Source organism: Mesorhizobium sp. M0715 (assembly GCF_040320355.1).
GTDB lineage: Bacteria > Pseudomonadota > Alphaproteobacteria > Rhizobiales > Rhizobiaceae > Mesorhizobium.
In genome coordinates, this window is record NZ_JAMYPL010000010.1 from 77,704 (window position 1) to 90,727 (window position 13,024).

Annotated in this window: 12 protein-coding genes; 5 read left to right on the forward strand and 7 right to left on the reverse strand. The window is 64.1% G+C overall.

Translation table 11 applies throughout. The annotated features are described in order from the left end of the window. Positions 1-84 precede the first annotated feature (84 nt). The 4 genes from NKI21_RS14790 to NKI21_RS14805 form a co-directional block, all read right to left on the reverse strand. Positions 85-1,134 (reverse strand): DUF937 domain-containing protein, encoded by a 1,050-nt coding sequence (locus NKI21_RS14790; protein WP_352752463.1) that lies wholly within the window; start codon positions 1,132-1,134, stop codon positions 85-87. A gap of 100 nt (positions 1,135-1,234) precedes the next feature. Beyond that, positions 1,235-2,608, reverse strand: coding sequence for a glutamate--cysteine ligase (locus NKI21_RS14795; RefSeq protein ID WP_352440705.1), 1,374 nt, complete (start codon positions 2,606-2,608; stop codon positions 1,235-1,237). A gap of 244 nt (positions 2,609-2,852) precedes the next feature. After that, positions 2,853-3,587, reverse strand: coding sequence for a 16S rRNA (uracil(1498)-N(3))-methyltransferase (locus NKI21_RS14800; protein WP_352440704.1), 735 nt, complete (start codon positions 3,585-3,587; stop codon positions 2,853-2,855). A 31-nt stretch (positions 3,588-3,618) separates the two neighbouring features. Next, on the reverse strand, positions 3,619-4,266 hold the full coding sequence (locus NKI21_RS14805; RefSeq protein WP_352610037.1) for a hypothetical protein: 648 nt from the start codon (positions 4,264-4,266) through the stop codon (positions 3,619-3,621). An 88-nt stretch (positions 4,267-4,354) separates the two neighbouring features. Here NKI21_RS14805 and NKI21_RS14810 point away from each other — a divergent pair, with 88 nt between their 5' ends. Further along, on the forward strand, positions 4,355-5,053 hold the full coding sequence (locus NKI21_RS14810) for a type 1 glutamine amidotransferase (protein ID WP_127292765.1): 699 nt from the start codon (positions 4,355-4,357) through the stop codon (positions 5,051-5,053). A 292-nt stretch (positions 5,054-5,345) separates the two neighbouring features. Next, positions 5,346-5,477 carry a hypothetical protein gene (locus NKI21_RS14815; RefSeq protein ID WP_013893872.1) on the forward strand — a complete coding sequence of 44 codons (132 nt, stop codon included), beginning with the start codon at positions 5,346-5,348 and terminating at the stop codon, positions 5,475-5,477. Positions 5,478-5,516: 39 nt separating this feature from the next. Here NKI21_RS14815 and NKI21_RS14820 read toward each other — a convergent pair whose 3' ends face one another. Genes NKI21_RS14820 through NKI21_RS14830 form a run of 3 tightly spaced genes read right to left on the reverse strand, consistent with a single transcriptional unit; the run spans position 5,517 to position 8,278 of the window. Beyond that, positions 5,517-6,290, reverse strand: a complete 774-nt coding sequence (locus tag NKI21_RS14820) for a metallophosphoesterase family protein (protein WP_352774889.1) — start codon at positions 6,288-6,290, stop codon at positions 5,517-5,519. A 26-nt stretch (positions 6,291-6,316) separates the two neighbouring features. Beyond that, positions 6,317-7,456 (reverse strand): alpha-hydroxy acid oxidase, encoded by a 1,140-nt coding sequence (locus NKI21_RS14825; RefSeq protein WP_352761272.1) that lies wholly within the window; start codon positions 7,454-7,456, stop codon positions 6,317-6,319. Between the two features lie 18 nt (positions 7,457-7,474). Continuing rightward, complete coding sequence (locus NKI21_RS14830; RefSeq protein WP_023809029.1) at positions 7,475-8,278, reverse strand: FadR/GntR family transcriptional regulator; 804 nt, start codon at positions 8,276-8,278, stop codon at positions 7,475-7,477. A 204-nt stretch (positions 8,279-8,482) separates the two neighbouring features. Between NKI21_RS14830 and NKI21_RS14835 the strand changes: the two genes are divergently transcribed. The 3 genes from NKI21_RS14835 to NKI21_RS14845 all read left to right on the forward strand — a co-directional run bounded on the left by NKI21_RS14835 (position 8,483) and on the right by NKI21_RS14845 (position 13,021). After that, positions 8,483-9,805: a DUF3422 family protein gene (locus NKI21_RS14835; protein ID WP_352866094.1), complete on the forward strand. Its 1,323-nt coding sequence runs from the start codon at positions 8,483-8,485 to the stop codon at positions 9,803-9,805. A gap of 278 nt (positions 9,806-10,083) precedes the next feature. Continuing rightward, on the forward strand, positions 10,084-11,580 hold the full coding sequence (locus NKI21_RS14840; RefSeq protein WP_352866097.1) for an FAD-linked oxidase C-terminal domain-containing protein: 1,497 nt from the start codon (positions 10,084-10,086) through the stop codon (positions 11,578-11,580). Between the two features lie 235 nt (positions 11,581-11,815). After that, entirely contained in the window at positions 11,816-13,021 is a 1,206-nt protein-coding gene (locus NKI21_RS14845) for an FAD-binding protein (protein ID WP_352866099.1), read from the forward strand. Positions 13,022-13,024 lie beyond the last annotated feature (3 nt).

Here is a 13,024-nt window from a genome sequence, read left to right on the forward strand (position 1 = left end):
CCTGCCGGATCCCCCCGGCCCGCCTGCACTCTGCCCGGTCCTCCCAGGACCGGGCTTTTCTCTTTCTACCTCAGCGAAGACCGCCTACCGCCGATCCATATCCCGCTTGAACTGGTCGAAGATCGTCTCCACGCCCTTCTGGTAGTCGTCACGCTGCTGGGCGCCGGTCTCGAACATCTTGCCGAACAGGTCGTCGAACGGATTCGTTGGCCTGCCGCTCGGATTGGCCTGTGGCTGCGGTGCCTGACGCTGCTGTGGGGGCGCTTGAGGCTGTTGCGGCGCCGGCTGTCCGCCAGGGATGCCGCCTAAGCCACCGCCACCTTGCCGCAGCATCTCCTCGAAGATTTTCCCCAGCGGATTGTCTCCGTAGGGGCTCTGTGTCTGCTGAGGCTGCGGCTGCGTCCGCCCTTGCGGCTGCGGCTGAGGCGCGCCACCGCCGAACATGTCCTGCAGCACCTTGCCGAGCGGATTGTCGCCGTAGGGATTAGGCTGCGGCTGCGGCTGGCTTTGCGGCTGTGGCTGAGGCGCACCGCCGCCGAACATGTCCTGCAACACCTTGCCGAGCGGATTGTCGATTGGATTCTGGGGCTGCGGCGCCTGGCGCGGCTGCGGCGCCGGGGCCTGCATGGCGCCGCCTTGGCGCATCATCTGCTCGATGATCTCGCCGAGCGGATTGTTGCCGCCGCCGCCAAAACCGCCGGCGGCCTGCATCTGATTTGTCGTCTGCTTGAACAGCCCGCCCATGACCATCGAGGCGATCGCCGGCAGCATCTGCTGCAGGATCTGCTGATTGACGCCGCTGGCTTGCGCCGCCTGGCTGGCCACGGCGCGAGACAGGTCTTTCGAGCCGAACAGGTGCCCGAGAATGCCGTTGCCCTCATCCACGCCTTGCGGCGAGAAGGCCCGGGTTGCGTCCTCGAAATACTTGGCGTGCTGGCCGCTGGCCATCGCCGTCATGAAGGCGCCGAGCCCGTAAGGGTCGGCGGTGTTGCGCTGCAGCCCTTGCGAAAAGGCCGGCAGCAACGCGGCGACCGCCGCTTGCGTCTGCTGCATCGAGAGCCCGTATTGCTGGGCAAGGGCCTGCATGCCGTTGCCGTTCTGGGCCTGCGTCAGCATGTCGAACAAGGAAGGCATTGGTCTCTCCTCCGGAAATCCTCGCCGAAGAAGCCTAGTTTGTTTCCACTTCCGATTGAAGCGACTTTTGCCGGCCGGTCAGCTTTGCCAAATCCGAGGGTTAATAGGCGTATTCCATGAAAACCGGCTCGATCGAGCCGCCCCAGCGCGTGTGGTAGGCCGATAGCATCTCCTCGGCGCTGGTGGTGCCGCGCGCCACGACTTCGTCCAACGTGTTGAGGAAGGAGGTCTCGTCGTAGCCGTCGCGGTTCTTCTTGCCACGGTTCTTCAGGCCCATGCGGGAAATGACCATCACGTCACGCGCGATCTCGCGCAGCGTGGTGTTGCGGAACGGTGCGGAAATGCCTTGTTCCGGCACGGCGTTGCGCATCGCCAGCGTTTCTTCATACGTCCAGCTCGAGGTCAGCGCCTCGGCGGCATCGAGTGCGGCCTCATCATAAAGCAATCCGACCCAGAAGGCCGGCAGCGCGCAGATGCGCCGCCATGGCCCGCCATCGGCGCCGCGCATCTCGAGGAAGCGCTTCAGCCGCACGTCCGGGAACAGCGTTGACAGATGGTTCGCCCAGTCGCCCATTGTCGGCAGCCCGTCCGGCACTGCATTGCGCGCGGCCCCGGCCATGAACTGGCGGAAGGTGATGTGGGTCATGTCGTGATAGCGGTCGTCCCGGATGACGAAATACATCGGCACGTCGAGCGCCCATTCGACATAGTCGGCAAAGCCGAAATCGGGCGAGAAGCAGAATTCGAGCAGGCCCGAGCGCTGGTTGTCGGTGTCGCGCCAGATGTCGCCGCGCCAGCTCTGCAAGCCGTTCGGGTGGCTTTCGGTGAAAGGCGAATTGGCGAACAATGCCGTCGACAGCGGCTGCAGCTTCAACGACACTTGCATCTTGCGGCGCATGTCGGCCTCGCTCTCGAAGTCGAGATTCACCTGGATCGTGCAGGTGCGGTACATCATGTCGAGGCCCTTGGTACCAACCTTGGGCATGTAGCGCGTCATGATCTCGTAGCGCGATTTCGGCATTTTCGGCGTCTCGGCCAGCGACCATTTCGGACTGCCGCCGAGGCCGAGGAAGCGGATGCCCATCGGCTCGGCGATCTCGCGCACCTGCGCCAGATGGGCGTTGCCCTCCCGGCAGGTCTGGTGGATCGTCTCCAGCGGTGCGCCGGAAAGCTCGAACTGGCCGCCGGGTTCCAGCGAAATCGCACCCTGACCGGTCGGTTCGACCAGGCCAATGATGCGGCCGTCATCGACGATCGGATCCCAGCCGAGCTTTGACTGCATGCCTTCGAGAATGGCGCGGATGCCGCGCTCGCCGCCATAGGGGACCGGTGCATTGCCGTCGACATAGAAGGGGAATTTCTCGTGCTCGGTGCCGATGCGCCATTTGTCGCGCGGCTTGTTGCCTTCGGCCAGATGCTCGACGAGTTCGTCGACACCTTCAATCGGGCGGAAATCGGTCGTATCGCGCGCCATTATGAACCCTCTGCACATGACCCCGAAAATCGGCTTTCGACTTTCGCTGGGGATCATGTGCCCCAATGGAATGCTACAGTGTCCTTTGCACGTCCGAAAGGCGGCGGGCGCTGTAGGACGATCGGACGATCGCCGGCGCTAAATGGACGAAATGTCAGCAGACGATCAAGCGAAAAATCCTGAGCCACAGGTCAACAGGAATTGAACGTGGCAGCGCTGCCCATTCCTTGCAAGAGGCGAGGTCTTACCAGTCTCCGACTGTCGCCTGCATCACCGCGAGCGCGGCCACCGCCGCCGTATCGGCGCGCAGGATACGCGGGCCGAGCGGAATGGCGGTGACGAAGGGCAGGGCGCGCAGCATCTTGCGCTCGTCGTCGGAAAAGCCACCCTCCGGCCCGACCAGCAGCCCAAGCTTCTTTTCCTTGACCGCCTGCAGCGCGGCCAGCGGATTGTTGGTCGAAGCATCCTCATCGCAGAAGATCAGCCGTCGCCCTGTGTCCCAGCCGATCAGCAGGCGGTCGAATTTTTCGGCTTCGTGCACCTGAGGTACCGCCAAGATGCCGCATTGTTCGGCGGCTTCGACGACATTGGCGCGCAGGCGATCGATCGACGGCTTGGCCACTTGCGTGTGCTGGGTGATGACCGGCTGCAGGATGCCGGCGCCCATCTCGACCGCCTTCTGCACGAGATAGTCGAGCCGGCCCTGCTTCAGTGGCGCAAAGCAGTAGACGAGATCGGGCAGCGGCGGCTGCGGCCGCTGCAGCGCCGACACCTTCAGCCGCACCGCCCTTTTCGTCTTCGCCGCGATGGCCGCCGACCACTCGCCGTCGCGGCCATTGAACACCAGGATTTCGGCGCCTTCGCCAAGCCGCAGCACATGCCGGAGATAGTGGCTCTGCTGTTGGCCGGCGTCGAACTCTACATCCGGCGCGAGATCGTCGGGCACGAACAGACGTTGCATCTTGTAATTGGCGCGCATCGCCGAGGAATGAGCGAGCCGGCTGCCGGCGTCAAGCCTCGGCGGTCGGATGCCACACCGGCCGAAAGCCATGCCCCAGCACGGCGAGCGTTGTGGCCGGCGTCAGCAGCGAGAGTGTCTTGCCGTTGAGCAAGCCGAAATCGCCGGGATGCCCATATCCGGCAAACGACCAGCGCAGCGTTTTGCCCCGACGCAAAGCATAAACCGTGGCGCCATCCGCGACCATGGCGCCGTCCGGCAGGCCGGCAAGGTCTTCAACCGCAACCACTGGCGGCCTGCCGCCCGAGGCCAGCCGCTCCTTGTGCAGCCGCCTGTCGACCATCGGCGCACGCGGTTCGGCAATGCCGAAGGCGTCGCCGAAGCGGCTGACGAAATCCCTGGCCCGTTCGCGCTGGCAAAAGAAGCAGGGGCGATGCCCGCCAGCCAATGCAGTCACCTCGTCGAGGAAGAACAGCTCGGTCCAGCCCACTTTGCCGCCCTTCCGGTTGCGGCCCATCGGTTCGCGCCGCACATTGCGGAATTGGCGGACGCAGATGATCCAGGCCGGAAGCGCCCAGCGCTTCTTCTTGAGCGTCTTCGTCTCGGGATCGTGGATGATGCCGCGATTGCCGGTGAACAGGCCGCGATCAGGCACGGCGTGGATGGTACCGAACGGATCGACCCGGTTCTGCAGTGGCATAGTTTTCTCTCCGGACACGCATCTTGGCTGCAATGCGAGCGGCATGATATCGCTCGTCGCATCTTTTTCATGTCAGTAGGGTTTTGTGATGCGGGTGCTGGTGGTCCAGAACTACGACAATACCGGCCTTGGCCAGGTCGGCGCAGCACTTGCGGAAGCGGGTGCCGATCTCGACCTGCGTCTCCCTTACAGGGGCGATCCCCTGCCGGATGACGCCGCCGGGCATGATGCCATGGTGGTGCTCGGCGGGGGCCAGAATGCGCTGGCCGACGATGAGTACCCCTATTTCCCGGCACTGCTCGAACTGACCCGCGACTTTGCCGACAAGGATCGCGCCGTGCTCGGCATCTGCCTCGGCAGCCAGCTCGTCGCCCGTGCCTTCGGCGGCGAAAACCGCATCGGCGGCGCCAATGAGTTCGGTTGGCGCGGCGTATCGCTGACGGCGGACGCCAAGGCCGATCCGGTGCTGGGCGCGCTGCCGGAGAAATTCCCGATCTTCCAGTGGCATGACGACACCTTCGTGCTGCCCGAGGCCGCCGTGCGGCTCGCCGGCAACGATGTCGCCGAGAACCAGGCGTTTCGCGTCGGCCGCGCCGTCTATGGCTTCCAGTTCCATTTCGAGGCCGACCGGCCGATGGTCAAGGACTGGAGCACATCCTTTGCCCCGACCATCGCCGCCCGCCATCCCGACTGGGCCGGCAAGCTCGATGGCGAAATGGCCCGCAACGGACCCGATGCGGATGCCGCGGGTCTGGCCATTGCCCGCGCCTGGGTAGCGACCATCTGAGCGTTGGTCTCTCTGCACCCTCCAGCGTGACATAATTGGCACGCGGCGGTGAAACCGCCTGGGGAAAACCGTTTCATTCTTGGCTTGTGTCCGCCCGCCATCCTAGAAGGCGCGCGCTCTGCATCTTCTGTGCAACGGCTATGAACCTTTGTGTGACCCGCGCGACACACCGTTGATACAGAACATGCCTAGAAGCGCAAAATCGTCGAAACTTTGAAGCGAATTCTCCGTTTCAACGCATTGGTAACCGCCTGGTGCACAGATGCAGAAAGCTCAACAAGAGATGACCTCCGTGAAAGCAGCGCTTCTGTCCTTTGCCATGTTGTCCGCCATCGTGCTGTGCGGTCTCGGCATCTATGCCGCCGACGCAGCCAACAACCACAACGCCGTAGACGGTTACGGCGTCACCGCCTCGCTGCGCTAAAGGCGGGAAGCGTCTTTCGCGTCTTCCGACGCGCGACGCTCAAGCTTCCTTGATCGTCATTGTCAGGATGCGTTTGTCCGCGCCGTCGACGACGAGCGCGCTCAGCATGCCTGACTGCCAGGCAAGCGTGTCGATATTGACGCGGTTGGCCATCACTTCCGCCTCCGGCACCGGGGTGTGGCCGTGCACCACGATCTTCGGATAAAGGTCGGTGTGGTTGTGGAAGACGTCGCGGATCCAGATCAGGTCCTGTGGGTTTTGCTTCTCCAGAGGATTACCCGGCCTGATGCCGGCATGACAGAAGAAGAAGTCCCCGAAAATCGCGGAGAACGGCAGTGATCGCAGGAAGTCGATGTGGCTTTGCGGCACGGCCTCGACCAGGGCCTGATGTCCTTTGCGCACGGCCGATTCGGCCTTGCCGAACCATACGCTGGTGCCTTCACTGATCGCCACGCCGTAAGACTGTGCCGTCTGGATGCCGCCGAACCGGATGAAAAGCCCTTCCGGGTCAGGGGTCTTGAGAAAATCGAGAAAACCGATGTCGTGGTTGCCGGCCAGCATCAGGTGACGAGGGTCGCGCTCTTGCGCTTCGATCAGGAAATCGATGACGCCCTTCGAGTCCGGCCCGCGGTCGACATAGTCGCCAAGATGGATGATGCGCCAGTCGGCAGGCGCCTCCTGCTCGATCTCGGCCCTGATGCGCAGATGCATGGCGGCCAGCAGGTCGAGCCGGCCGTGGACGTCGCCAATCGCGTAGAGACGCACCCCTTCCGGCCCATGCGCGTCGAGAAAATGGATGCCGGGTTCTGCCAATTTTTCGTGTCTCCGTGGTCAGGCGGTCACGAGCGCCGGAGCTGGTCCTTGCCCATGTCGGTGACAAGACGCTTTCCGCACAGCGCCAGCGTGATGTCCATCTCCTTGCGGATGATTTCCAACGCCTTGGTAACCCCTTCCTTGCCAAGTGCACCCAGGCCGTAAAGAAATGGCCGGCCGATATAGGTTCCCTTGGCACCGAGGCAAAGCGCCTTCAGCACATCCTGGCCGGAGCGGATGCCGCCATCCATATGCACTTCGATCGTGTCGCCGACCGCGTCGGCAATCTCTTCCAGCACGCCGATCGACGACGACGCACCATCGAGCTGGCGCCCGCCATGGTTGGAAACGATGATCGCGTCGGCGCCGGTCTTGGCCGCCATCAGCGCGTCCTCCTTGTCGAGAATGCCCTTGAGAATCAGCTTGCCGCCCCAGCGCTCCTTGATCCAGGCGACGTCCTTCCACGACAGATGCGGGTCGAACTGCTCCGTCGTCCACGATGCCAGCGAGGCCATGTTGCCGACGCCCTTGGCGTGGCCGACAATGTTGCGGAAGGTTCGCCGCTTCGTGCCGGCCATGGCGGCGCACCAGTGCGGGCGGATGGCCATGTCGACGATGTTCGTCAGCGTCAGCTTGGGTGGCGCCGAAAGCCCGTTGCGGATGTCCTTGTGGCGCTGACCGAGAATCTGCAGGTCGAGCGTCAGCACGAGCGCCGAGCATTTCGCCGCCTTTGCCCTGTCGATCAGGTTGAGCACGAAATCCTTGTCACGCAGCACATAGAGCTGAAACCAGAACGGCTTCGTGGTTACCGAGGCGACATCCTCGATCGAGCAGATGCTCATCGTCGACAAGGTAAACGGCACGCCGAATTCCTCCGCCGCCTGAGCCGCCAGCATCTCGCCATTGGCGTGCTGCATGCCGGTCATGCCGGTTGGCGCCAATGCCACCGGCATCGACACTTTTTCGCCGATCATCGTCGACGCCAGCGAACGGTTGTCCATGTCGACGAGCACGCGCTGGCGGAATTTGATCTTCTGGAAATCCTCTTCGTTGGCCCGATACGTGCCTTCGGTCCACGAACCGGAATCGGCATAGTCGAAGAACATCTTCGGCACGCGCCGGCGGGCGAGGTCCTTGAGGTCGGCGATGGTCAGGATCTGGCTCATGGGTTCCCGTCTCGATAGCTAGGAGCGTTTGCGTGCTGGTTCTGTATCGGTGGCGTCGACGCGCTGTTTCAACCTCAGCCGCGAGACGCGCTGCCAGTCGCCGCTGCGCTCGGCCTCCGCCATCGACCGTTCGACATAGGTGATGTGGTCCATCGCCGCTTGCCGGGCAGCATCCGGATCGCCGGCCTTCACCGCCGCATGGATCGCGCGGTGCTGCGCGAGCAGGGCGTCGCGCGCGCCGGGCACGCTGAACACCAGCAGCCGGTTCTGGAACACGCCCTCCGACAACAGCCGGTAACAGGAGCGCAGCGTGTGCAAAAGGATGATGTTGTGCGCGCATTCGCAGATCGCGTGGTGGAACTCGACATCGATCTCGGCTTCGTCGTCGAAGTCGCCGGTCCGGTGCGCATCGTCCATGCGTGCCATGATCTTGTCGAGCAGCGCCATGTCGTCCGCAGTGGCGCGCCGTGCCGCGTATTCAGCCGCGACCCCTTCGATCTCGCGGCGGTATTCCAGATAATCGGTCACTGCCTTGCGGTGCATCGAGATCAGGTCCGTCACCGGCTTGGTGAAAAGCTGGCCGATGACATCGGCGACATGCGTGCCGCCGCCGGGCCTTGTCGTCAAAAGGCCGCGTCCTTCCAGTGCCTTCAGGGCGTCACGCAGGATCGGCCGGGATACGTCGAACTGGCGTGCAAGCTCGCGCTCGCCCGGCAGCCGGTCGCCGGTGCGCAGCACGCCTTCGAGGATGAGGCTCTCGATCTGCTGCACCACCTCGTCGGCGGTGCGCGAATGCTCGATCCTGGAAAAAATGTCGCTCAACAGAATGCCTGGAAGGTGAACCGGTGTCGCAGAATAGAGCCTGCCTCGCCAACTGGTCAAATTATTTATCCAATTGACAAAAAGCGGGCCGATTTTCCGCCCTGATGCCGTCATCTTCGGCTAACTTTGCTGTTTGCGTCGTCAGGCCATTGGCACTAGAGGGACGCGAGTGCAAGAGGGTTCAAGGAACCCAGGGAACAAGCTGTGTCAGACGACCCGTCCGATCTCGAATTCCAGCCGCGCGCCAACGGCAGCGTCATGGGCTTTCCCGCGCATGAGGGGCGGCCCGGCGCACTCGGCGAGGTTCATGCCCGGCCGCATCCGCTAATCGAAAAGCCACGCGTTCTGATGCAACTCGCCTTCATGACGGAGGGTGGCTCCGGCGTCGACCACGCGGTGCTTTCCGAACTGTCGCGGCGCCTCGGCATCGCCGCGCCCGACCGCCAGGCCCGCCACCATGCCATGAAATGGGGCAAGGGCTCGCTGCGCTGGGAGCGGCACACCGAATTCTCGACCTATTTGTGGGAAGGGCCGCTTTCCGAAAGCGGCAGGACGCAGGAGGACTCACCCTTCGGCAACGGGTTTTCGCCGCCGGGAACCTGCATCTCCGGCATCAGGCTCGAAATCCGCAAATGGACGCAAGCGAGCGAGCAACTGATAGCCGGTTTCGACCCGACCAGCCTGTGCTACTCGCTGGTCGAGCGCGGAAACGCCGCCATCGTCACCGATTTTCGCCAGGATGGCGATGGCCTGACGCGCATGCTGCTGCTCGATCGCGGTTTGACCCCGGCGCGCACCGGCGCGTTGTCGCAGCGGCTTATCGACATCGAAACCTATCGGACGCTGGCCATGCTCGGCCTGCCGCTGGCGTTGACCTTGTCCGGCCGCGCCCGCCGCATCGAGGACCGGCTGGCGCAGACCACGCTCGAGATGAAGGTCGCCGGGACTCGCGACAACCAGACCTTGCTGGCCGATCTGACCGAACTTGCGGCGGAGCTGGAGGCGGACGCGGCGTCGAGCCTTTACCGCTTCGGCGCCAGCCGTGCTTATGACGGCATCGTCGGCGAACGGCTGGAGGCGCTCGAGGAAGAGGCTGTGCCCGGCTATGACACATGGCGCGGGTTCCTGCAGCGCCGCGTGGCACCCGCAATGCGCACCTGCCGCTCGGTCGAGGAGCGGCAGGAAAATCTATCGCGAAAACTGACCCGCGCCACGACGCTGCTGCGCACCTGGGTTGATGTCGAGGTCGAGAAGCAGAACCGCGACCTGCTTGCCTCGATGAACAACCGCGCCCGCCTGCAACTGCGCCTGCAGCAGACCGTCGAGGGGCTCTCGGTCGCCGCCGTCTCCTATTATGTGGTCGGCCTTGTCGGCTATGTCGCCAAGGGCGCCTCGATCTTCGGCCATGCCTTCGCGCCGGAGATCGTTACCGCTGCTTCGGTGCCTGTCGCCATCCTGCTGGTCTGGTGGGGCGTACGCCGCGTGCGCCGGATGCATTCCGAGCCCGGCAAGCCGCCCGGCGAATAGATCTGCTCACCCTCCCCTTGTGGGGAGGGTCGGCTCATGATCGCAGCGAAGTGAAGATCGTGAGACGGGGTGGTGGTCCTCGTAGAGCGCCGCGCGGACCCCCACCCCGCTCGCTTCGTTCGCGCCCCTCCCCACAAGGGGAGGGTGAGACAGCGGCAGTTTGCCGCTGCGGAAGCTTGCCTCAGCCTTGATGCCGGATTCCCAACCACCACCGGATTTGCACCCAACCCACTTCACTGGTAAAAGATTTTGACCAGTCAAGCGAAGTGAGGCTGCTGATGTCCGGCCTGTCCATGCCGAAACCAGACGACGCCACGATGCGCCGGCGCGACGAGATCGTCGCCGACATGCGCATCATCGTGCCGGGTGAGGGCGTCGTCGACGCCGCCAATTCCATGCGCGCCTTCGAGAGCGACGGCCTGACCGCCTATCGGCAGCTGCCGCTGGTTGTCGTGCTGCCGCAAACCGTGGCGCAAGTTTCGCGCGTGCTGAAATACTGCAACGACCGCAACATCCGTGTCGTGCCACGCGGCTCCGGCACCTCGCTGTCGGGCGGCGCGCTGCCGCTCGAGGACGCGGTGCTTTTGGTAATGAGCCGCTTCAACCGTATCCTCGAGATCGATTTCCCCAATCGCGTCGTCGTTGCCCAGCCGGGCGTCACCAATCTCGGCATCACCACCGCCGTCGAGCAGGAGGGCTTTTACTACGCCCCCGATCCATCCTCCCAGATCGCCTGCTCGATCGGCGGCAATGTCGCGGAGAATTCCGGTGGCGTGCACTGCCTGAAATACGGCCTTACCGCCAACAATGTGCTCGGCATCGAGATGGTGCTGATGAATGGCGAGGTGGTGCGGCTGGGGGGCAGTCACCTTGATGCGGAAGGCTACGACCTGCTCGGCGTCATGACCGGCTCCGAAGGGCTGCTCGGCGTCGTCACCGAGGTTACCGTACGCATCCTGAAGAAGCCGGAGACGGCACGTGCACTGCTGATCGGCTTCCCGACCAGCGAGCAGGGCGGCCAGTGCGTTGCCGACATCATCGGCGCCGGCATCATTCCGGGCGGCATGGAGATGATGGACCGGCCGGCGATCCACGCCGCGGAAGATTTCGTCCATGCCGGCTATCCCCTCAATGTCGAGGCGCTGCTGATCGTCGAGCTCGACGGCCCCGGCGTCGAAGTCGATCATCTGATCGGGCTGGTCGAGGCGATCGCCTACAAGAACGGCTCGACCACCTGCCGCATATCGCAGTCCGAACAGGAGCGGCTGAGCTTCTGGGCCGGCCGCAAGGCGGCGTTTCCGGCCGTTGGCCGCATCTCGCCCGATTACTACTGCATGGACGGCACCATCCCGCGCAAGGAGCTGCCGCGCGTGCTCGCCGGCATGCGCGAGCTGTCGGAAAAATACGGTCTCGGCGTCGCCAATGTCTTTCATGCCGGCGACGGCAATCTGCATCCGCTGATCCTCTACGATGCCAACGTACCGGGCGAACTCGACAAGGCCGAAAGCTTCGGCGCCGACATATTGCGGCTCTGCGTCAAGGTCGGCGGCGTCTTGACCGGCGAACACGGTGTGGGTGTGGAAAAACGCGACCTGATGCCGGAAATGTTCACCCAGATCGATCTCGACCAGCAGATGCGGGTCAAATGCGCCTTCGATCCCAACCATCTGCTCAACCCGGGAAAAGTGTTCCCGCAGCTGCGGCGATGCGCCGAGCTTGGGCGGATGCACATTTCCGGCGGCAAACTGCCGTTCCCAGACATTCCGAGGTTTTGAGGGATATGTCGGCGCTTGAACACCCCCCTCTGTCCTGCCGGACATCTCCCCCGCTAGGGGGGAGATTGGATGTCGTTTTGGCTTTCGCCAATCACCAAGGTTTGAAAGGCGCGGTCGTGCGAGCTGCCAATCTCCCCCCTTGCGGGGGAGATGTCCGGCAGGACAGAGGGGGGTGTGAAGAAACGCGGCCGATGTGGCCTTCCCCGCTTCGCTGGGCGAGGAACAGGGGTCGCCCATGACCACCTTCACCCCGACCACCTCATCCGAAGTCCCCTCCACCGTCGCCTGGGCAGCGGCGGAAGGCTCGCCGCTGGAAATCCTCGGCCACGGCTCCAAGCGTGGGATCGGCCGGCCGCTGCAAACCGAACACACGCTCGACCTGTCGAGGCTCACCGGCGTCACGCTCTATGAACCGGCTGAACTGGTGCTGTCGGCAAAAGCCGGCACACCGCTGGCCGAGATCGAAAAGCTGCTGGCGGAAAACGGCCAGCAGCTTGCCTTCGAGCCGATGGACTACGGCCCACTGCTCGGCGGCGAAGCTGGCAAAGGCACAATCGGCGGCGTGCTCGCCGCGAACCTCTCCGGTCCGCGCCGGCTGAAGGCGGGCGCGGCGCGCGATCATATCCTGGGCATCAATGTGGTGTCCGGGCGCGGCGAGGCCTTCAAGTCGGGCGGTCGCGTGGTCAAGAACGTCACCGGCTATGACATGTCCAAGCTGATGGCCAACAGCTGGGGCACGCTGGCCGCCTTCACCGACGTCACCTTCAAGGTGCTGCCGGCCGCCGAGACCGAAGTTACGCTCGCCATCCGTGGCTTGCTCGACGATGCCGCTGCCGCCGCCATGGCCCTGGCGCTCGGTTCAAGCGCGGAAGTGTCGAGTGCCGCGCACCTGCCGGAGCGCATCGCTGCACGGGTCGCTGGCAGCGCGCTCGGCAGCGACGCTGCCACGCTGCTGCGTGTCGAGGGTTTTGGCCCGTCAGTCGCCTACCGCATCACCGCGCTGAAAACGCTGCTCGGCAAGGCCGGGCCGCTGCAGGAGATTGCCGGTGAGGCTTCACGGCTGATCTGGCGCGATGTGCGCGATTGCAGGCCTTTCGCCGACAACGGCGAGAAACCGGTCTGGCGCGTGTCGATGACGCCGGGCGAGGGCCACCAGATGGTCCTGACGCTGCGCATGCAGGCCGCCGTCAGCGCCTTCTATGACTGGCAGGGCGGGCTGGTGTGGCTGCGCATGGAAGAGGGCGATCCGGAAGCTGCTTTGCTGCGCGGGCTGTTGAGGAAACATGGCGGCGGCCATGCGACGCTGGTGCGTGCCGCACCTTCGCATCGTGCTGCTGTGCCGGTGTTCGAGCCGCAGCCGCCGGCGCTTGCCGCACTAGCGGCGCGCCTGAAACAGGAATTCGACCCGAAGAATATCCTCAATCCCGGCCGAATGGCCTAGGAC

Coding starts and splice junctions, on each gene's coding strand:
- NKI21_RS14805 (WP_352610037.1), bottom strand. CDS start 4,266: ATGCCACTGCAGAACCGGGTCGATCCGTTCGGTACCATCCACGCCGTG.
- NKI21_RS14800 (WP_352440704.1), bottom strand. CDS start 3,587: ATGCGCGCCAATTACAAGATGCAACGTCTGTTCGTGCCCGACGATCTC.
- NKI21_RS14825 (WP_352761272.1), bottom strand. CDS start 7,456: ATGAGCCAGATCCTGACCATCGCCGACCTCAAGGACCTCGCCCGCCGG.
- NKI21_RS14790 (WP_352752463.1), bottom strand. CDS start 1,134: ATGCCTTCCTTGTTCGACATGCTGACGCAGGCCCAGAACGGCAACGGC.
- NKI21_RS14845 (WP_352866099.1), top strand. CDS start 11,816: ATGACCACCTTCACCCCGACCACCTCATCCGAAGTCCCCTCCACCGTC.
- NKI21_RS14840 (WP_352866097.1), top strand. CDS start 10,084: ATGTCCGGCCTGTCCATGCCGAAACCAGACGACGCCACGATGCGCCGG.
- NKI21_RS14810 (WP_127292765.1), top strand. CDS start 4,355: ATGCGGGTGCTGGTGGTCCAGAACTACGACAATACCGGCCTTGGCCAG.
- NKI21_RS14795 (WP_352440705.1), bottom strand. CDS start 2,608: ATGGCGCGCGATACGACCGATTTCCGCCCGATTGAAGGTGTCGACGAA.